This is a genomic window from Streptomyces sp. NPDC007872 (assembly GCF_042868165.1).
Classification (GTDB): domain Bacteria; phylum Actinomycetota; class Actinomycetes; order Streptomycetales; family Streptomycetaceae; genus Streptomyces.
The window spans coordinates 17,418-37,027 of the sequence record NZ_JBIAEA010000014.1 but is presented as its reverse complement, the minus strand read 5'-3'; the positions used below and the strand labels follow the sequence as shown (position 1 = coordinate 37,027).

The 19,610-nt window shown below is 74.2% G+C and carries 16 protein-coding genes; 8 read left to right on the top strand and 8 right to left on the bottom strand.

Annotated elements, in window-relative coordinates; genetic code table 11:
- The first annotated feature begins 39 nt into the window (after positions 1-39).
- Positions 40-2,481: a PQQ-binding-like beta-propeller repeat protein gene (locus tag ACFYNX_RS32600; protein WP_388666970.1), complete on the top strand. Its 2,442-nt coding sequence runs from the start codon at positions 40-42 to the stop codon at positions 2,479-2,481.
- Positions 2,482-2,494: 13 nt separating this feature from the next.
- Here the strand turns inward: ACFYNX_RS32600 and ACFYNX_RS32595 are convergent, their stop codons facing one another.
- Entirely contained in the window at positions 2,495-3,280 is a 786-nt protein-coding gene (locus ACFYNX_RS32595; RefSeq protein ID WP_388666967.1) for a hypothetical protein, read from the bottom strand.
- 124 nt (positions 3,281-3,404) lie between these two features.
- Between ACFYNX_RS32595 and ACFYNX_RS32590 the strand changes: the two genes are divergently transcribed.
- Positions 3,405-3,968 carry a hypothetical protein gene (locus ACFYNX_RS32590; RefSeq protein WP_365548443.1) on the top strand — a complete coding sequence of 188 codons (564 nt, stop codon included), beginning with the start codon at positions 3,405-3,407 and terminating at the stop codon, positions 3,966-3,968.
- 99 nt (positions 3,969-4,067) lie between these two features.
- Positions 4,068-4,487 (top strand): hypothetical protein, encoded by a 420-nt coding sequence (locus ACFYNX_RS32585; RefSeq protein WP_388666964.1) that lies wholly within the window; start codon positions 4,068-4,070, stop codon positions 4,485-4,487.
- 206 nt (positions 4,488-4,693) lie between these two features.
- On the opposite strand, the gene ACFYNX_RS32580 is transcribed toward ACFYNX_RS32585, so the two are convergent.
- The gene (locus ACFYNX_RS32580; RefSeq protein WP_388666961.1) at positions 4,694-4,909 is read right to left on the bottom strand and encodes a hypothetical protein; all 216 of its coding nucleotides are present in this window, start codon (positions 4,907-4,909) and stop codon (positions 4,694-4,696) included.
- Positions 4,910-5,125: 216 nt separating this feature from the next.
- Positions 5,126-8,173, bottom strand: a complete 3,048-nt coding sequence (locus ACFYNX_RS32575) for a BTAD domain-containing putative transcriptional regulator (RefSeq protein WP_388666958.1) — start codon at positions 8,171-8,173, stop codon at positions 5,126-5,128.
- A 485-nt stretch (positions 8,174-8,658) separates the two neighbouring features.
- Here ACFYNX_RS32575 and ACFYNX_RS32570 point away from each other — a divergent pair, with 485 nt between their 5' ends.
- Together ACFYNX_RS32570 and ACFYNX_RS32565 are read left to right on the top strand one after the other, a co-directional pair.
- On the top strand, positions 8,659-10,224 hold the full coding sequence (locus ACFYNX_RS32570) for an APC family permease (RefSeq protein WP_388666954.1): 1,566 nt from the start codon (positions 8,659-8,661) through the stop codon (positions 10,222-10,224).
- A gap of 112 nt (positions 10,225-10,336) precedes the next feature.
- Entirely contained in the window at positions 10,337-10,867 is a 531-nt protein-coding gene (locus tag ACFYNX_RS32565; RefSeq protein ID WP_388666951.1) for a GNAT family N-acetyltransferase, read from the top strand.
- Here the strand turns inward: ACFYNX_RS32565 and ACFYNX_RS32560 are convergent.
- The gene (locus ACFYNX_RS32560; protein WP_365548433.1) at positions 10,833-11,300 is read right to left on the bottom strand and encodes a carboxymuconolactone decarboxylase family protein; all 468 of its coding nucleotides are present in this window, start codon (positions 11,298-11,300) and stop codon (positions 10,833-10,835) included. The two genes, ACFYNX_RS32565 and ACFYNX_RS32560, sit on opposite strands and share 35 nt — an antisense overlap.
- Positions 11,301-11,469: 169 nt before the next feature.
- Positions 11,470-12,258 (bottom strand): GNAT family N-acetyltransferase, encoded by a 789-nt coding sequence (locus tag ACFYNX_RS32555; RefSeq protein WP_388666947.1) that lies wholly within the window; start codon positions 12,256-12,258, stop codon positions 11,470-11,472.
- Between the two features lie 193 nt (positions 12,259-12,451).
- Here ACFYNX_RS32555 and ACFYNX_RS32550 point away from each other — a divergent pair, with 193 nt between their 5' ends.
- The 3 genes from ACFYNX_RS32550 to ACFYNX_RS32540 all read left to right on the top strand — a co-directional run bounded on the left by ACFYNX_RS32550 (position 12,452) and on the right by ACFYNX_RS32540 (position 17,225).
- A complete protein-coding gene (locus tag ACFYNX_RS32550) occupies positions 12,452-13,282 on the top strand; it encodes an LLM class F420-dependent oxidoreductase (protein WP_365548429.1) in 831 nt (276 codons plus the stop codon).
- A gap of 94 nt (positions 13,283-13,376) precedes the next feature.
- A complete protein-coding gene (locus tag ACFYNX_RS32545; RefSeq protein ID WP_388666943.1) occupies positions 13,377-15,962 on the top strand; it encodes a bifunctional FO biosynthesis protein CofGH in 2,586 nt (861 codons plus the stop codon).
- Between the two features lie 144 nt (positions 15,963-16,106).
- Positions 16,107-17,225: an ADP-ribosylglycohydrolase family protein gene (locus tag ACFYNX_RS32540; protein ID WP_388666940.1), complete on the top strand. Its 1,119-nt coding sequence runs from the start codon at positions 16,107-16,109 to the stop codon at positions 17,223-17,225.
- A gap of 133 nt (positions 17,226-17,358) precedes the next feature.
- Here the strand turns inward: ACFYNX_RS32540 and ACFYNX_RS32535 are convergent, their stop codons facing one another.
- The 3 genes from ACFYNX_RS32535 to ACFYNX_RS32525 all read right to left on the bottom strand — a co-directional run bounded on the left by ACFYNX_RS32535 (position 17,359) and on the right by ACFYNX_RS32525 (position 19,546).
- Entirely contained in the window at positions 17,359-17,559 is a 201-nt protein-coding gene (locus ACFYNX_RS32535) for a DUF397 domain-containing protein (RefSeq protein WP_125665259.1), read from the bottom strand.
- A gap of 194 nt (positions 17,560-17,753) precedes the next feature.
- Positions 17,754-18,614, bottom strand: coding sequence for a helix-turn-helix transcriptional regulator (locus ACFYNX_RS32530; protein ID WP_125665257.1), 861 nt, complete (start codon positions 18,612-18,614; stop codon positions 17,754-17,756).
- A gap of 233 nt (positions 18,615-18,847) precedes the next feature.
- Positions 18,848-19,546 (bottom strand): GPP34 family phosphoprotein, encoded by a 699-nt coding sequence (locus ACFYNX_RS32525; RefSeq protein WP_365548419.1) that lies wholly within the window; start codon positions 19,544-19,546, stop codon positions 18,848-18,850.
- Positions 19,547-19,610 lie beyond the last annotated feature (64 nt).

Genomic DNA, 19,610 nt, shown 5'->3' with positions numbered 1-19,610 from the left:
GCCGTACCCTCATGGCCCGTACGGGGAGGTGGCAGGCAAGTGGAACGGCTGACGCAGCACGACCCGAGACGCATCGGGCCCTTCGAGGTGCTGGGCCGGCTCGGCGCGGGCGGAATGGGCCTGGTCTATCTCGCGCGCTCGGCCTCGGGCCGGCGCGTGGCGATCAAGACCGTGCGCACGGAGCTCGCGGAGGACCAGTTGTTCCGGGTCCGCTTCACCCGGGAGGTGGAGGCCGCCCGGGCCGTCTCGGGCTTCTACACGGCCGCCGTCGTCGACGCCGACCCGCGCGCCGCCGTGCCCTGGCTGGCCACCGCCTACGTACCGGCGCCCTCCCTCGAGGAGATAGTGAACGAGTGCGGGCCGCTCCCGGCACAGGCCGTGCGCTGGCTGGCGGCCGGCGTCGCCGAGGCCCTCCAGTCCATCCACGGGGCGGGCCTGGTCCACCGCGACCTCAAGCCCTCCAACGTCCTCGTCGTCGAGGACGGCCCCCGGGTGATCGACTTCGGCATCGCGTCCGGCGTCTCCAACACGCGCCTGACCATGACCAACGTCGCCGTCGGCACCCCCGCCTACATGTCGCCCGAGCAGGCCCGCGACTCGCGCAGCGTCACCGGCGCCAGCGACATCTTCTCGCTGGGCTCGATGCTGGTCTTCGCCGCCACCGGCCACGCGCCCTACCACGGCGCCAACCCGGTCGAGACCGTCTTCATGCTGCTCCGCGAGGGCCCCGACCTGGAGGGCCTGCCCGACGAGCTGCGGCCCCTCATCGACTCCTGCATGCAGATGGACGTCACCCGGCGGCCCAGCCCGGCCGACCTCCAGGCCCAGCTCGCCCCGCACCTCTTCGGTCCCGGCAGCGACGACAGCGGCACCGCCTCGGCCTGGCTGCCGCTGAGCGCCACCGCCATGATCGAGCGGCGCCGCGGCGGCGGCCGCGCCCCCGCCGCCCCGCCCGTCCCGGCCGTGCCCCCGCCCCCGCCGCCGTCGGACCCGCCGGGTCCGTTCCCCGACCCGTACGGGCCGGATCGCGGGCCCGGGAACGGCGGCAGGTCCGCGCCCGCCCCCGTCGGCGGCCGGCACGCGGGTCCCGCCGAGAGCGCGGGCGGCCCCGTGCGCCTCGGCGGCGGGACCGTGCCCATCGGCCCCGGCCCCCGGGTCGCCGACACCCGGGCGGCGCTCGCCGTCGGCCGGGGCGCCGACGCGGGCCCCGCGACCGGCTGGATCCGGCCGCCCGGCGGCGGCCCGCACGGCGCCGAGCCCGGCCCGGCGCCCGGCTCCCGCCCGCTGAACGTGCCCGCGCAGGGCGGCGCCGACCCGGCCCAGCCCCCGCCGGAGCCCGGCCCCTGGCGGCCCTGGCGCTTCCGCATGTCCAACGACGTCTGGGGCACCCCGGTCGTCGACGGCGACCTGCTGTACGTCACCTCCTTCGAGGTGCACGCCCTGGACACGGGCAGCGGCCGGCGCCAGTTCAAGACCCGGGACGTGGCCTGGTCCATGGCCGTCGCCGGGGGCCGCATCCACGCCTCCGACGGTCCGACCCTGTACGCCCTCGACGCCGGCGACGGCGGCGAGCGCTGGCGGCTGCACACCGACGCCTGGGTGTACGCGCTCAAGGTCGACCGGGGCACGGTCGTCACCGGGACGCGCGGCGGCGGGGTGCAGGGCTGGGAGGCCTCCAACGGCGCCAAGCTGTGGGAGGTCACCGGCGCCCAGACCGACTTCGAGACCCCGGAGGCGGGGCCCGCCGTGCACGGCGACACCGTGTACGTGTGGCGGGACGCCCGGCTCCAGGCCCTCGACGCCCGGACCGGGGCGGAGCGCTGGTCGTACCCGATCGGGGACGCCGCCTCCTGCGGGGGAGTACCCGTACGGGTGGCCCCGGCCGAGGACGGCTACGTGTACGTGTCGGCCGGGACCCGGGTCCTGTCGATCGACATCGCGGCCGGGCACGTCCGCTGGCACTTCGAGGCGCCCGCCGTCTTCCTCTCCCCACCGGCCTTCGCGCCGGGACCGGCCGTCACCGGCGGCGGGGTGTACCTCGCCGACCACCTCGGCACGGTGTACGCGCTCGACGCCACCACCGGGCAGGACCGCTGGCGGATCGCGACCGAGCAGCGCCAGTCCACCGAGCCGGTGCTCGTCGCGGACGGCAACGTGCACGTGGGCAGCGGCAGCGCGCTCTACACGCTCGACGCGGTCACCGGCACGCCCCGGTGGCGGTTCGCGGCGGGCGGCGAGCTGGTCGGCGCCCCGGTGGTCGCGGACGGCCGGATCCACTTCGGCTCGGCCGACCACGTCCTCTACACCCTGGACGCGACCGGCGGGCAGTTGCGCTGGAAGCTCGCGACCGGCGGCGAGATCACCGGCTCGCCGGTGGCGAAGGGCGGGGTCGTGTACGCGTGCAGCAAGGACCGCTGCGTGTACGCGCTGGACGCGGTGAAGGGCACGGCGACGGGCCGGGGCCCGGCGGCGGCCCGCTGACGGGACCGGCGCCTCAGCGGGGCTCGGGCCCGGACCCGTCCGGGCCCCGGCCCTGATCCCAGTCCTGATTCCGGCCCTGATCCCGGCCCTGATCCCGGTCCCGGCCCTGATCCCGGTCCCGGCCCAGGTCCTGGTCCTGGCCGGGCACATCGAAGGTCCGGGTCGGCTCGGAGCCGTAGGGGTCGTAGGGGTCGTACGTCCCGGGGACGGAGGACTCCCGGGGATCGCCCGCGGGGGCCCCGTAGGGGTCGGCGACGGGAGTCGCGCGGGGATCGGGTCCTGCCGCACGGGGATCGGGGCCGCCGGGCCCGGGCGGGGGCGCGTACGACCGGGGCTCCTCCGCGCCCCTCCGCCCCTCCCCGCCCACCGGGCGCCTGCGGGTCCGCCCCCTCCGCCCCGACATCACGAGCGCGCCGAGCAGCAGCAGGACGCCGCCGCCGAGGGCGTTCGCCACTCCGTCGCCGAGGCCGGTGCCGTCGCCGTCGACCGTGAGGCCGCCCCGGTACTGCCCGACCCGCACCATCCAGAAGACGGTGAAGCCGAGGACGACGAGCCCGGCGAGGGCGACGAGGAGGCGGGAGCGGAGGAGTACGCCGATCAGGGTGAGCAGGGCGGCGAAGGCGAAGGGCAGCAGGAGCGACCACCAGAGGTCGGCCTTCGCGTCGGTGATGCCGGTGAACAGCTCGTCGAGGGCGTAGTCGCGCCCGTGACGGCCGTCGTACCAGGCACGGAAGGGGCTCCAGACGGCGGCCGTCGCTCCGGCGAGAGCCAGGACGGCGCCGGCGACGTTGCGGATCATCGAAGCGGCCTCCTGGGTGGTCCGGCTCTCGCTCCCGACGCTACGCCGGGTCGGAGGGGCCCGCCACGCGGCGCGGGACGGCCGTTAGGGTGGCGCGGACACGACAGCCAGGAGGGGGACGGCGATGGTACGGACACGGGTGAAGCTCGCGGCGACGCTCGCGGTGGTGGTGCTCGCGCTGACCGGGTTCCACACCGGGAAGGGCGGCCACGGCAGCAGCAGCGGCGGCGGCAGCGGGAAGAGCAAGAGCGGCAAGAGCCGGAGCCACTCCTCTTCCTCCGACGACGACGATTCCGGCGGCGGCTGCTCCAGCTCCGAGAAGGACAACGACGACTACGGGTCGAACGACGCCGCAGCGACCCCGTCCCCCCTCCCCACGGCGACCGGGTCCGCGGTCGGGGTCGTCGTGGTCGACTGCGTGAAGCCGGCCCGCAAGAAGGGCAAGGGCCGCCCGGCCCGCGGGGCGGACACCACGGCGACCCTGGAGATCACCTCGCACACCGGGGTCGAGAAGACGTACCGGGTCACCCTGGAGTTCAAGGGCGCGGGAGGCAACGCGGTCGACTCGGCCGAGACCCTCGTCACCGTCGGCGCCCACGAGGAGAAGACCTTCGAGGTTGCGATGGAGCACCCGAAGACGGTCGACCGGGTGCGGGACTGCTGGGTGTACGACGTCCGCGAGCGGTAGACGCGGCCTGGCGGCCCGGTGGCCCGCCGGCCCTTCGACATCCAGCCGTTCCGGCGGCGGAGGCTGTGCGTCCGCGCGCCCGCCGACGAGGATGGCCCGATGCGCCCCCTCACCCGATCGGCGGTCCTCGCCGTCGTCGCGAGCGTCCTCCTGCTGTCCGGCTGCTCCCCGGCCACCGCACCGGAGCCGGACCGCCGTGTCCCGCCCACCACCCCCGGCCCCACGGCGACCGCCACCGCCGCGCCCGACGAGGCGGCCCGGACGGCCGGGCGCTACCACCGGTCCGGCGGGACGGAGGACGTGTACGGGATCCTGCGGAGCTCCGGCCCCGAGGGCGTTCCCGCCCTGACGGTGTGGACGCGCGACCCGGACTCGGACGCCGAACGGTTCGACGCGCTCAGGGCGTCGGTCACCGGCTACCTGGAGCGCGAGGAGGGCCTCTCCCTCGAACGGGGCTACCTGATGGACGTCTTCGGCCCGGACGGCTCGCTCCGGCACCGCCTCGACGCGCGCCGGTAGCCGGACGCGCCGAAGGGGCCGGGCAGGTGCCCGGCCCCTTCCTGTGCGGCGGTCCGACCGCGTTGCGCACGGGCCCGTTCCGGCGGATCCCCCCTGGTTCCGCCGGACGTCCCCCGAGTCCGTGTGCTCCCCCGTCGGCCGGACCCGTACGGGCCCCGGCGGCTCCCCCGAAGTCGCCGCCGCGGCCCCTCCCCGTCGGGAGTGGACTAGACGGCCGGCTTCGCCACGTGCTCCTCGTCGCCCGTGACCTTCTCGGTGATCGCGCCGATCGCCGGCTCCGAGGTGGCGTGCATGTCCTTGGTGGTGACGGTCTCGTCGGCCGGCCCGGTGATCTTCGCGGTGATCGCGCCGACCGCCGGCTCCGAAGTGGCGTGCATGTCCTTGGTGGTGATGATCGGGTCCTGCTTGATCGGATCGGTCATGCTCGTCAACTCCTGCGTGTGGTGTCCGTGTCGTGGGGGGATTCGCCCGGCCGTTCCCCCGTGGACAGCCGGGCGAATCCCCGGGGCCGATCACCCTAGTGCCGCGGGGTGGTGGCCCTCACCGGCGGTCCGTCTGCCCCCCGACGCGACGGACCGTCATGGGAAGAGCATGTCGTGCGGCGATAAACGAACGATGAACGCCCTGGCGGCGGGGGGTCACGCGGCCTTCGCGGGGGCGAGCAGCGCGCGGACCCCGTCGGCCTCCGGGGCGCCGAGGCACTCGAAGATGCCGAGCGCCTCCTGCCAGCAGACCACCGCCCGGCCGCTCTGCCCGATGCCGAAGAGGGCCCGGCCCAGGACGGTGAGGACGTTGCCCCGGCGCCACTCGCCCCCGATGCCCCGCAGCACCGTCAGGGCCATCTCGGCGTTCGACGCCGCCTGGGCGTGCCGCCGCGCGGCGAGGTCCACCTCGGACAGCCGGAAGAGGGTCATGCCCTCCCACAGTCGCTGCCTGCTGTCGGCGAAGACCGCCAGCGCCTCGCGGAGGTGCTCGGCCGCCGAGGCGAGCTGGTTGTCCTGGGTGAGGGCGAGACCGAGGGCGTACCGCCCGTTGGCGCCCCGCAGGGCGTGCCCCATCGCGTCGTAGATCCGGGTGCCCTGCCCGGCGAGGTCTATGGCGCTCGACGTACGGCCCATGGCCAGGTGGATGCGCGACAGGTTGCAGAGGGCGCTCGCCTCCCCCGGTTCGTCCCCGATGCCGCGGAAGCGCTCGATCGCCTGGGTGAGGTACTGCTCGCCCTCCGCGAAGCGGTTCTGGTAGAGCGCGATGATCCCCCGCGCGTTGGCGGACCAGCAGGCCGGCACCGGGTCGTCGGCCTGCTCCGCGTGCGGCAGGGCGAGTTCGGCGTCGCGGTCCGCCTCCTCGAAGCGGCCCGCCGTGTGGTGGACGCCCGCGAGGACCATGAGGGCGCGGCCCTCGGCCCTGGCGTCCGCGTGCGCGCGGGCGGCGTCGCGCACGACGACGCCCGTCGCCTCGAACTCCTTGGAGTTCGCCCCCGACTCGCCGAGGTCCAGCGACGCCCACAGCAGGTCCACCCCCCGCCGCAGCGTCCCCGGCGAGGCGGCGGACCGGCGGACCGTGGCCAGGAGGCAGTTGGCCTCGGCGTAGAGCCAGTCCTGGGCCTCGTGGCGGTCGGTGAAGGACAGGCCGTCGTAGTCGGTGGGCTCCAGGTGGTCGACCAGCCGGTCGCCGGGGCGTTCGATCGCGTACACGCGCGCGGCGGTCGACAGGTAGAAGTCGAGGAGCCGGGAGAGCGCCGACTCCCGTTCCGACGGGGGCTGCTCGTCCCTCTCCGCGCACGCACGCGCGTAGAGCCGGACCAGGTCGTGGTACCGGTAGCGGCCCGGGGCCGCCGATTCGAGCAGGGACGTGTCGACCAGGGCCTCCAGGAGGTCCTCCGTGTCCCGGAGGGGCAGGTCGAGGACGGCCGCCGCCGCCGCGAGCGAGACGTCCGGGCCGTCGGCCAGGCCGAGCAGGCGGAAGGCGCGCGCCTGGGCCGGCTCCAACTGCCCGTAGCCCAGCTCGAACGTCGCCTTGACCGCCAGGTCGCCCGCCTGGAGCTCGTCGAGCCGCCGCCGCTCGTCCGCCAGCTTGGCCGCCAGGACCGACACCGTCCAGGTGCGGCGGGCCGCTAGCCGGGAGGCGGCGATGCGGATGGCCAGCGGCAGGAAGCCGCAGGCCGCGACCACGTCCAGCGCGGCCTCCCGCTCGGCCCGCACCCGCTCCTCGCCCACGATCCGGGTGAAGAGCCGCAGCGCCTCCTCCGGCGACATCACGTCCAGGTCGACCAGGTGCGCCCCCGCCAGGTCGACCATCCGGATCCGGCTGGTGACCAGCGCCGCGCAGCCCGCCGTACCGGGGAGCAGCGGGCGGATCTGGGCCGCGTCGCGGGCGTTGTCCAGGAGGACCAGGACCCGGCGTCCGTCGAGCGTGGAGCGGTAGAGCGCGGCCCGGTCGTCGAGCGAGTCGGGGACGGCCGAGTCCGGGACGCCGAGCGCGCGCAGGAAGGAGCCGAGGACGGTCTCGGGCGCGGCGGCGCGGGACCCCGCGCCCTGGAGGTCGACGTAGAGCTGCCCGTCCGGGAAGTGCGGCCGGGCCTCGTGGGCCACGTGCACGGCGAGGGTCGTCTTGCCGACGCCCCCGATGCCCGCGAGCGCCGAGACCGCCATGACGTGCCCCTCGGCGCCGGCGAGCAGGGCGCCCAGCTCCCGTACGAAGGAGTCGCGGCCCGTGAAGTCCGGCACGGTCGCCGGCAACTGCGCCGGGCGCGCGGCGGGCGCGGCGGCCGGGGCGGGCTCCTCGACGGGCCGGGCCAGCTCGGCGTCGGCCCGCAGGATGCGCTGCTGGAGCCGGGAGAGCTCGGGGTTCGGGTCGACGCCCAGCTCGTCGGCGAGGAGCCGGCGCGTGTCGGCGTACACGGCGAGCGCCTCGGCCTGCCGTCCGCCGCGGTAGAGCGCCAGCATGAGCAGTTCGCGCAGGCGCTCGCGCAGCGGGTGCGCGGCGGTGAGCGCGGTCAGCTCGGAGACGGCCTCGGCGTGCGCGCCGACCTCCAGGTCGATGTCGAGCCGGGTCTCCAGGAGGGTGAGCCGCCACTCCTCCAGGCGGGTGCGCTGGGCCTCGGCGTACGGCCCCGGCACGGAGGCGAGCACCTCGCCGTCCCACAGGTCCAGGGCCTCGGCGAGCCGCGCCCGGGCGGCCGCGCGGTCCCCGCCGGCCCGCAGCTTCTCGGCCCCTGCGGCCAGCTCCTGGGCGGCGGTGAGGTCGAGTACGGCGGCGGAGGCGCGCAGGGCGTAGCCGCCGGACTCGCTGACCAGGACCTCGGGGCCGAGGGCCTTGCGGAGCCGGGAGGCGTAGGTGCGGACCGCCGCGAGGGCCTGGGAGGGCGGATCCTCGCCCCAGAGCGCGTCGATCAGCTCGGCGGCGGTGGCGGTGCGGCCGCCGCGCAGGAGGAGGGCGGCGAGCAGGGCCCGCTGCTGCGGCGACCCGGTGGGCACGGCCTCGTCGCCCCGCCAGGCCCGCACGGGCCCGAGCACCCCGAAGCGGAGCGCCGCGCCGGCCGTCCCGCCCGTCTTCGCACCGGCGACCGCGGCCTCCTGTCCGGCCGGGGCCACCAGGCCCTCCTGTCCGGCCGGATCCTCCGGGGCGTTCCCGCCCGTTTCCGCAGTCCGCTGCGCCGGGACTCGCGGCCCGTCCTCACGGTCCATAGCTCCCCCTGCCGTACCGCTGGTTCCGCCCATGACAGTCTGCCTTGTCCGGAGGGGGTCCGTCAGCATCGGGCCGACCGGAGCGGAGCCGTTGCCGGACCGTTGCACGGGGCCGGGGCGGAGGGCCTGGCCAAGGCTCCGACCGAGGTCCCGGCCGAGGTCTCGACCGAGCTCCCGACCGTGGCCCCGGGGAATCACCGGGGGAGCCGCTGGGGGAGCACCCGGAGAGCGCCCGGGGACCACCCGGGGACCGCCCGGAAAATTCCTCGGGAAAATTTCGAAACGGACATTTCGGGCCGGGCTGCGGTTCCCGCATATCGGACGCCGGTCGACGGACCTACCGGTTGGTCGGGTGGTCCGGTTGGTCGATCTTTCAATCATTGGCGAGCGTCCGATTCGACCCCCTCAATGCAAGGCGGTGATCGATCGCGCGAGCGGATTCCGATCCTCCGGATATGGAAACCGCAGCATTTAACGTCCTGTTCATGACTCAGGTGGAAGCGCGGCCGCTGGCCGGAGACACGGTAAGGGGCGTCGACGCCCCGGGCGACAACCACGGCGTGCGCACCAAAGGACTCGGCGGGAACTCCGTCGGCCTCCTCGGCAGCGCCGTCATCGGCGTCTCCACCGTCGCCCCCGTCTACTGCCTGACCTCCACGCTCGGCTCCACCGCCGGCGAGGTCGGGCTCCAGATGCCCGCCGTCTTCCTCGCGGGCTTCCTCCCGATGCTCCTCGTCGCCTTCGCGTACCGCGAGCTCAACAAGGCCATGCCGGACTGCGGCACCTCCTTCACCTGGACCGTGAAGGCCTTCGGGCCCAAGATCGGCTGGATGTGCGGCTGGGGCCTCGTCATCGCGACGATCATCGTGCTCTCCAACCTGGCCGGCGTCGCCACCTCCTACTTCTGGCTCCTCGCGGGCGAGATCAGCGGCAGCGAGTCCGTCGCCGCCCTCGACGGCAACAAGGCCGTCCACATCCTCACCTGCCTCACCCTCATCGCCGCCGCCACCGCGATCAGCTACCGCGGCATGACCGCCACCAAGGGCGTCCAGTACACCCTCGTCGGCCTCCAGCTCGTCGTCCTCGCCGTCTTCGTCGGCATGGCCCTCACCAAGGCCGGCTCCTTCGAGACCTCGGTCGACTTCTCCTGGTCCTGGATGAACCCCTTCGCGGTGCAGTCCTTCGCCGCCTTCACGGCCGGACTCTCGCTCTCGATCTTCATGTACTGGGGCTGGGACGCCTGCATGGCGACCAACGAGGAGACCACCGGCAGCGAGAAGACCCCCGGCCGCGCCGCCCTCATCGCGATGGTCGTCCTGGTCGGCTCCTACCTGGCCACCGGCATCGCCGCCCAGATGGTCGTCGGCTCCGGCGAGAAGGGCCTCGGCCTCGCCAACCCGGAGACCTCCGACAACGTCTTCGCCGCCCTCGCCGGCCCCGTCATGGGCCCCACGCTCGGCATCCTGCTCTTCGTCGCGGTCCTGGCCTCCGCCGCCGCGAGCCTCCAGACCACCTTCATCCCGGTCGCCCGCACGGTCCTCGCGATGGCCACGTACGAGGCGCTGCCGAAGTCCTTCACCGAGGTCCACCCGGTCTTCAAGACCCCCGGCCGCGCCACGGTCGTGGCGGGCGTCGCCACCGGGGCCTTCTACACCGTGATGACCCTGGTCAGCGAGCACGTCCTGGTCGACACCATCTACGCCCTCGGCCTGATGATCTGCTTCTACTACGCGCTCACGGCCTTCGCCTGCGTCCGGTACTTCCGCAAGGAGCTGTTCCGCTCCTTCCGCGACTTCGCCTTCAAGGGCCTGATGCCGCTGCTCGGCGGCCTCATGCTCACCGCCGTCTTCGGCAAGACCCTGTATGACATGTGGAACCCGGCGTACGGCTCCGGCTCCGCCGTCCTCGGCATGGGCTCGGTCTTCGTGATCGGCGTCGGCCTGCTGCTCCTCGGCGTGGTGATCATGCTGGTCATGCAGCGCCGCAGCCCCGCCTTCTTCCGCGGCGAGGTCCTCACCAAGGAGACCCCGTCCCTGGTGGTGGCGGACTGACCGGACGCTCCTGAGTCGCGAGAGACGCGGAGGCGGCGGGCCCGTGGGGGGTCCCGCCGCCTCCGTCCGTCCGCCCGGGGCACCGGTCCCGACTCTGCCTAGGATGCGGTCCATGCGAACCGCGGGGGAGACGACGAACTGGGCGCTGCGCCCCGGCCGGACGGCGGACGTCGAGTCCGTCGCCGAACTGCGGGCCGAGGTGATGCGGGACGACCTGGAGCGGCTCGGCCGCTACGACGAGCACCGGGTGCGGCAGCGGCTGCGCGACGGCTTCTCGCCCGCGCACACCTCCGTCGTCGAGGTGGACGGCGCCTTCGCGGGAAGCGTCACCCTGCGCCCGTACGAGGACGGCGAGGGCCTCTGGCTGGAGCACTTCTACCTCGCCCCCGGGACGCAGGGGCGGGGGCTCGGGACGGCGGTGCTGCGCGGCCTGCTCGACCGGGCCGACGCGGCGGGCGTGCCCGTCCGGCTCGTGGTCCTCCAGGGGAGCGCCGCCCGCCGCCTCTACGAGCGGGAGGGGTTCACGGCCGAGTCCGAGGACCCGGTCGACGTCCTGATGGTGCGCGAAGCCCGTGCGTCCGGGCCCCGCGAGGCCGGGCCCCGTGCGGTCAGAGCGCCACGCCCGCCGGCTGCCGGACGGTGACGTTCAGCCGGTTGAAGAAGTTCGTCAGGCTGACCATCAGCACGATCGAGGCGAGCTGCTTCTCGTCGAAGTGGTCGGCCGCCGCGTCCCACACCGGGTCCGGCACGGCGTCCGTGCTGTCGGCGATGCGGGTCGCGTGCTCGGCGAGCGCGAGGGCCGCCCGCTCCTCGTCCGAGAAGTGCGGGGACTCGCGCCACGCGGAGACCGCGAACAGCTTGTCGTCGCTCACGCCCGCCTTCCGGGCGTTCTTCACGCCGTAGTCCACGCAGAAGCCGCAGCCGTTGATCTGGCTGGCCCGCAGGTGCACGAGCTCCAGGATCTCCTCGGAGACCCCGCCCTGGCGGGTGGCCTTCACCAGGCCCTGGATCGCGGGGCCCGCGTCGGGCAGGACGTAGGCGGGGTTGGTCATGCGGGCCTCGGGGGTGTGCGTCATGGTGATCGTCGCTCCTCGGCGTCTCGTTCGGGGTGTGCCTTCACCGCAACGACGGAGCGGGGGCCGGGGATGTGACACGACGGCGCGACTTTCCCCGAAAGTCTTCCCGGCCCCGCCCCGCAACCCGTTCCCGGGATCCTTCCTCGGCACCCGCTCCCCGCCTCGCCCCCTACGCCTCCGCGATGAGGGCGGTCGCGACCGTGCGGAAGCCGAGCCGGCCGTAGAGCCGGGCCACGTCCGCGTCCGAGGCCGACAGGAACACCAGCTCCGCGCCCCGGGCCCGGGCGTCCGCGACCAGGGCGGCCGTGACCGCGAGGCCGAGTCCCCGGCGCCGGGCCGCCGGGACGGTGCCGACGCCGACGACCTCGGAGACGTCCCCCACGGGCTGGTACTGGCCGGCCGCGAGGGCGACGCCGTCCGCCTCCTCGTCGAAGGCCGCCGCGAGCCGGGTCAGGCCGGCCGTGATCCGCCCGGCGGTCCGCTCGGCGGTGCCCGGCTCGGGCGGGAAGCCGAAGGCGGCGTACGGGGCGGCGACGGCGCTCTCCAGACCGGGGTCGCCCGCGTCCACCATCCGTACGGTGACTCCCTCGGGCTCCGGCACGGCGAGCCCCGGGCCCTCCAGGACCATCAGCGGGTGCTCGTGCACGGTGAGCCCGCTCGCCTCCACGGCCGCCCGCAGCCCCGGCGTCGTCTCCGCGACCCACTCGAAGGCCTCGGGCACCCCCAGCTCCCGCTGCCGGGCCCGCACCCGCTCCACGGCCGCGACCGGGACCTCCCCCTCGTGCCCGGCCGCGGGCCGCGCGTAGAAGGGCCAGCCCTCCCCCTCCCGTACGAACAGGGTCAGCGGCCCGAACTCCTCGGCGCGGGCGGAGGACCGGGGAACGGTGTCGCAGTACGTCTCGATTCGCTTCAGCACCGGGCCACGGTAGGGGGAGGGGCGGGCGGGGCGCAGGCGCATTTCCGGCGACGGGGACCCGCCGGGAGCAGCCCGGGACCGGGTCGCCCGTACGGGACCGGGACCCGCCATCCGTACGGGACCGGGGCCCGCCGCCCGTACGGTGGGCCCCGACCGCCGCCCGTGCGCCGCCGCGATCCCGCCACCCCCGTCGTACCCCTCGGAAAAGCCCTGCCGCACCCCCTACCGTGCCGGTATGCGGATCTCGACCACGATCTTCCTGACCGACGAGACCATCGCCCCGGTGCGCCTGGCGCGCGAGCTGGAGGAGCGCGGGTTCGCCGGGCTCTACCTGCCCGAGCACACCCACATCCCCGTCGAGCGGACCACGCCCTACCCGGCGGGCGGCGAGCTGCCCCGCGAGTACGGCAGGACCCTCGACCCCTTCGTCGCCCTCGGGCAGGCCGCCGCCGTCACCGAACGCCTCGGGCTCGGCACCGGCGTCACCCTGATCGCCCAGCACGACCCGATCTCGCTCGCCAAACGGATCGCCACCCTCGACCACCTCTCCGGCGGCCGCTTCACCCTCGGGATCGGCTTCGGCTGGAACCGGGAGGAGGCCGACGACCATGGCGTCGACTGGGCGTCCCGCCGCGGGCTCGGCCGCGACCGGCTCGACCTGATGAAGGCCCTGTGGGCCCCCGGACCCACCGCGTACGCCGGGGAGTCGGGGGAGTCCGTGCGCGCCTCCGAGGCCTGGCCCAAGCCGGCCGGCGGCGCGCCCCGCGTCCTCGTCGGCGGGGCCGCGGGCCCGAGGCTCTTCGCGCAGATCGCCGCGCAGGCCGACGGCTGGCTGCCGATCGGCGGCCGGGGCCTCGCGGACGCCCTCCCGGTCCTGCGGACGGCCTGGGAGGAGGCGGGCCGCGACCCGAAGGCGCTCCAGGTCGTCCCGTACGCGGTCCTGCCGAACCCGGACAAGCTCGCGTACTACGCGGACCTCGGCTGCGAGGAGGTGGTCCTCCAACTGCCGCCGGGGGAGGAGGGGGAGGTGCTCGGGGTGCTCGATGGGTACGGGCGGTATCTATGAGCGCGGCCTGAGCGCGGCCTGAGCGCGGCCTGACGGGGGGGCCGGGTGCGGGGACCCGAAGCTCCCTCCCCGGGCCCGCTCGTATGCTCGGGGCATGACGGATCACCAGGCAGCACGTCCGACCGAGAACGCCATGCGCCGGGCCCTGAGGCGGGCCAGGGACGGGGTCGCGCTCGACGTCACGGAGGCCGCCGTGCTGCTGCGGGCGCGCGGGGACGACCTGGCGGACCTGGTGGCGTCCGCCGGGCGCGTGCGGGACGCGGGCCTGGAGGCGGCCGGGCGGCCGGGGGTCATCACGTACTCCAAGAGCGTGTTCGTCCCGCTCACCCGCCTCTGCCGCGACAAGTGCCACTACTGCACCTTCGTCACCGTCCCCGGCAAGCTGCGCCGGGCCGGGCACGGGATGTTCATGTCGCCCGACGAGGTCCTCGACATCGCCCGGCGCGGCGCCGCACTCGGCTGCAAGGAAGCCCTGATCACGCTCGGGGACAAGCCCGAGGACCGCTGGCCGGAGGCGCGCGAGTGGCTCGACGCGCACGGCTACGACGACACGATCGCGTACGTGCGGGCCATGGCGATCCGGATCCTGGAGGAGACCGGCCTCCTCCCGCACCTCAACCCCGGGGTCCTGTCCTGGACCGACTTCCAGCGCCTCAAGCCCGTCGCGCCCTCCATGGGGATGATGCTGGAGACGACCGCGACCCGCCTGTGGTCCGAGCCCGGCGGCCCCCACTACGGGTCCCCCGACAAGGAACCGGCCGTGCGGCTCAGGGTCCTGGAGGACGCCGGCCGCTCCTCCGTGCCCTTCACCTCCGGGCTGCTCCTCGGCATCGGGGAGACCCTGGAGGAGCGGGCCGAGTCGCTGTTCGCGCTGCGCCGCGTCGCCCGCGCGTACCACTCGGTCCAGGAGCTGATCATCCAGAACTTCCGCGCCAAGCCGGACACGGCGATGCGCGGAATGCCGGACGCCGAACTGGACGACCTCGTCGCCACCGTGGCCGTCGCCCGCCTGATCATGGGCCCCTCCGCCTGCCTCCAGGCCCCGCCGAACCTGGTCGACGCCGAGTACGAGCGGCTCATCGCGGCCGGCATCGACGACTGGGGCGGGGTCTCGCCGCTCACCATCGACCACGTCAACCCCGAGCGGCCCTGGCCCCGGATCGAGGAGCTGGCCGAGCGGTCCGCCGCCGCCGGTTTCGAGCTGCGCGAACGCCTCTGCATCTACCCCGAGTTCGTCACCCGGGGAGAACCCTGGCTCGACCCCCGGCTCCTCCCGCACGTCCGCGCCCTCGCCGACCCCGAGACGGGCCTGGCGAACCCCGACGCGCCCGTGCGCGGCCTGCCCTGGCAGGAGCCCGACGAGGCCTTCACCGCCACCGGCCGCACCGACCTGCACCGCACCGTCGACACCGAGGGCCGCACCGGCGACCGGCGCGAGGACTTCGACGAGGTGTACGGGGACTGGGAGGCGCTGCGCGAGGCCGCCGTCCCCGGGATGGTCCCGCAGCGCATCGACACCGACGTGCGCGAGGCGCTGGCCGTCGCCGCCGACGACCCCACCCGGCTCACCGACCCGCAGGCCCTGGCCCTCCTCCACGCCGACGGCCCCGCCCTGGACGCCCTGACCCGCATCGCCGACGACCTCCGGAAGTCGGTGTCCGGCGACGACGTCACGTACGTCGTCACGCGGAACATCAACTTCACCAACGTCTGCTACACCGGCTGCCGCTTCTGCGCCTTCGCCCAGCGCCGCACCGACGCCGACGCGTACACCCTCTCCCTGGACCAGGTCGCCGACCGCGCCCAGCAGGCGTGGGACGTGGGCGCGGTGGAGGTCTGCATGCAGGGCGGCATCCACCCCGACCTGCCCGGCACCGCCTACTTCGACATCGCCCGCGCGGTGAAGGAGCGCGTCCCCGGCATGCACGTGCACGCCTTCTCCCCGATGGAGGTCGTCAACGGCGCCTCCCGCACCGGCCTGTCGATCCGCGAGTGGCTGACGGCCGCGAAGGAGGCCGGACTCGACTCGATCCCCGGCACGGCCGCCGAGATCCTCGACGACGAGGTCCGCTGGATCCTCACCAAGGGCAAGCTGCCCACCGCCACCTGGATCGAGGTGATCACCACCGCCCACGAACTGGGCCTGCGCTCCTCCTCCACGATGATGTACGGACACGTGGACCAGCCCCGGCACTGGCTCGGCCACCTGCGCACCCTGGCTCGCATCCAGCAGGAGACGGGCGGCTTCACCGAGTTCGTCACCCTCCCCTTCATCCACACCAACGCCCCCGTCTACCTCGCCGGCATCGCCCGCCCCGGCCCCACCGTCCGCGACAACCGCGCGGTCACCGCCATGGCCCGGCTCCTCCTCCACCCCCACATCCCCCACATCCAGACGAGCTGGGTGAAGCTGGGCGCGGAGGGCGCCGCCGAGATGCTCCGCTCGGGCGCCGACGACCTGGGCGGCACCCTGATGGAGGAGACCATCTCCCGCATGGCGGGCTCCAGCTACGGCTCGTACCGCTCGATCAAGGACCTGGAGGCCATCGCGAAGGCGGCCGGCCGCCCGGCGAAGCCCCGCACGACCCTCTACGGCGAGGTCCCGGAGGAGCGGCGGCGCACGGCCGAAGCCTCCGACGGGCACCTTCCGGAACTCCTCCCCGTCCTCCCGGCGGAGTGAGGACGCATCCCCCGGACTGTGGTCGGAACGGGCCCGAAGGACGTCGGAACACATAACGTTCCGGCCCCCCGGAGGCCCGTATCCGGTCCATTACAGTGCGGCGAGGGAACCGACAGCGAACCGCCGACCGGGGGAGGGCACGTCGTGGCCACGACAGCCGCAGCCGTGTGGGGCCGTGCCGAGCAGCAGGACTTCCGGGCCCGGGTACGGGGCTGTCTGCTCGGCGGGGCGCTCGGCGACGCGCTGGGGGCGGGCGCCGACGGCTCCTCCCTCGAGGAGCTGCGCGAGGCCCACGGACCTGACGGACTCACCGACCCCGTCCCCGCCTTCGGCCGCCGGGGCGCCGTCACCGCCGCCACCCAGATGACCCTCTTCACCGTCGACGGCCTGATCCGCGCCCAGGTCCGCCGCGACACCGGCGCCTGGCACCCGCCCACCGACGTCCACCGGGCCCATCTGCGCTGGGCCGCCACCCAGCGCGACTGGGGCCCCGACGAGCGCCGCAAGGACAACGGCTGGCTCGCCAACGAGGAGTGGCTCTACGCCCGCCGCAACCCGCCCCGCGCCTGCCTCACCGGCCTCGGCGACGAGCACCTCGGCACCCTCGACAAGCCCAAGAACCCGGAGGCCGGCGACTCCGGCGCCCTCGTCCGCTCGGCCCCCTTCGGACTCCTCGTCGGCTGGGAGCCGCAGCTCGTCTGCCAGCTCGCCGTGGAGTGCGCCGCCCAGACGCACGGCGCCCCGGCCGCCCGGCTCGCGGCGGGCGCCCTCGCCGTCACCGTCCACGGCCTGGCCCGCGGCGGCCCCCTGGAGGCGGCGGTGGCCGGGGCCCTGGAGCAGCTCGCGGTGCGCCCCGGCCACGAGCCGGTCACCGAGGCGCTCGGCCGCGCCCTCGGAGCCGTACGGGAAGGGGTACCGGACGCGGAGCGGGTGGCCGCCCTCGGGGCGGACGGGGACCGGGCCGAGGGGCAGCTCGCGGCAGCCGTCTACTGCGCCCTGGTCGGCGAGGACGTGCGGCACGGGCTGCGGCTCGCCGTGAACCACGACGGCCCCTCGTCGGTGACCGGCGCCCTCACCGGCGCCCTGCTCGGCGCCCTGCACGGCGAGACGGCCCTCCCCCCGGCCTGGCTGGCCGACCTGGAGGGCCGCGGGACGGTCCTGGAACTGGCGGACGACTTCTCGATGGAGATGACCCAGGGCACCGCCCTGCACACCCCCGCGGAGTCCGCGCCGGGGTGGCTGGCGCGCTATCCGAGGGGCTGAGGGGGCGCGGGGCGCCGTCCGGGACCGGAAAAGGGCCGAGCCCCCTCGGCCAGGACGGCGGACCGGACGAGAGGGCTCTTGCGTACTGCGTACTGCGTGCTGCCGGTGACCGCGTGCGGTCACCGGGAGGGGGCTAGAGGGCCCCGGCGGTCACCTCGCCGACGAAGGCGTTCCAGGAACCCGGTCCGAACGAGAGGGACGGGCCCTCGGGGGCCTTCGAGTCCCGCACCGCGATCGCGGCCACGACGGGGGACTTCACCTCGACGCAGGCCCCGTTCCCACCCGAGTAGGAGGACTTCGTCCAGGTGTCCGTACCACCCTGAATAATCGCCATGCTGCTCAGCTCCGGTTCTGCCAGTTTCTTGCCAGTGGGGTGTGTCGCGCCGACGTTCTCGACGACGTGATCGACGCTACTCGCCGGTCCCGGGCGACGGGACCGGCGTTCACACGTCCGAGTGGCATATTCCAACTGGGCTTCCGTGGGAGCGATGACCGGGTGTACGGTGCCTGCCCCGCCCGGTCCGGGCCTCAGCCCTGGGCGTGCTTCTTGGCCATCTTCGAGATGAACTCCCTGGTCTGGTCGACGTTCAGCGCCTGCGCCCTGAGGTGCTCGTACATGACGCTGTACTTGCCGACGTCCTGGGTCTTCTCCAGGTACAGGTCGCTCGTCACGCCCTCGATGTAGACGACGCTGGAGTCCGAGGTGTCCGGGAACTCCAGGATCGAGTACTGCCCGCTGATCCCCGGGTGCGCGCCCATGTCGAACGGCATCACCTGCACGGTGACGTGCGGGAGCTGCGACTGTTCGAGCAGGTGCTCCAGTTGCTGCACCATCAACTGCCTGCTGCCGACGATCCGGTGCAGCGCGCCCTCGTCGATGACGGCCCAGAGGCGCAGCGGGCGCTCCTCGTCCCGGATCCGCTCCTGGCGGCGGGTGCGGACCTGGACCCGCTTCTCGATGTCCGCGGGCGTCGACTCCGGCAGCGCGCCGGCGATCACGGCCTCGGCGTACTCGTGGGTCTGGAGCAGTCCGGGGATGATCTGCGGCTCGTACATCCGCAGGCTCTCCGCGTCCGTCTCCAGACCGATGTAGACGCTGTACGGGATGTCGCCGAAGGCGTGCCACCAGCCCTGCTGGCGCGAGTCCTTGGCCATCTGCATGAGGGAGTCGACCATGCGCTCGTCCTCGACCTCGTACACGCCGCACAGGTCGCGGACGTCGCGCTGGCTGATGGAGCGACGGCCGTTCTCAAGACGGCTGATCTTGGACTGGGAGACGAGCAGGCGCTCGGCGACCTGCTCGGCCGTCATGTTCTTCGCCTCCCGGAGCTTGCGCAGCTCCTGGCCCAATCGGCGTCGCCTGACGGTGGGGTTGACGTTGGACGCCACGGAAACTGCACCTCCGGCTGTCTGCTGCGTAGCTGTGAGTATCTACCGCTTGGCAGACTGCCACCAAAGGTCGTGCGTGCGCTGGGAAACGGGGACAACGCACAAGTGCGGGGCGGTCGTCCAGACCGCCCCGCACTGCTGTGCGGCTCCCGGGTGGGTATGTGGTGCGTGGTGGTGCGTAGTGGTGCGCGACGTGCGGTGGTGCGTGGTGGTGCTGCGGTGCGCCGTGGTGCTCAGTGCGCCGCCGCGCGGGCCATGCCGTCGCGCGGCTGCGCCGGAACGCCCGGGGCGCTTCGGCGCTGTTGCGCCCCCGCGCCGTTCTGGACGTCCATCACGGCGTGTGCCACGAGGCCGCCCATCGGGTCGTGCCGGATCAGGTCGCGCAGCCGGGACCGCGACGACCGTCCTTCGTTGCCGGGGTAGAGGTGCTTCCCGAGACCGACCGCATGGGCCAGCGCGGCAAGCGCCGCGGTCCGCGGGTCCGGCGGTACGCCGGTGCGGATCGCACTGTCCAGCCGGGCACGGATCTCCCGACTGATCGCCGTGTCCGTCGCCTGGTAGCGAGTCGTCGGCAACACCCCGCACATCTGGCCCTCCACGGCATGCACCATGCCGCATCGCTCCAGATGCGAGAGATACGTCTGACGGAGCCCCAGTCGGGGCCCGCCTATCCAGTGGACGGCCCGGACCGGGCTGCCGCGCCTGCGCAGCAGTTCCAGTGCGGAGTCCAGTGTCGGATCTCCGGTCGGCCGTGGCATCACCACGGCGATACGATCCCCGTCAGGGGCTATCCGGCCTGCCAGCGCCAGCTCCACTAGCTGTGCTCCGGCCAGGCCGAGGTCGAGCGACTGCGGCTGCGCTGTGGTACCCGTGGTCGGGTCCAGAGCGAGCAGCAGAAGCTCCTCCGGAATGGTTCTGCGGCTCCTGCCCATCCATGCCTCCCCGCGTGGATGAATGACAGGGTGACCCCTCTCACATTCATCTGTCGAGAGCACC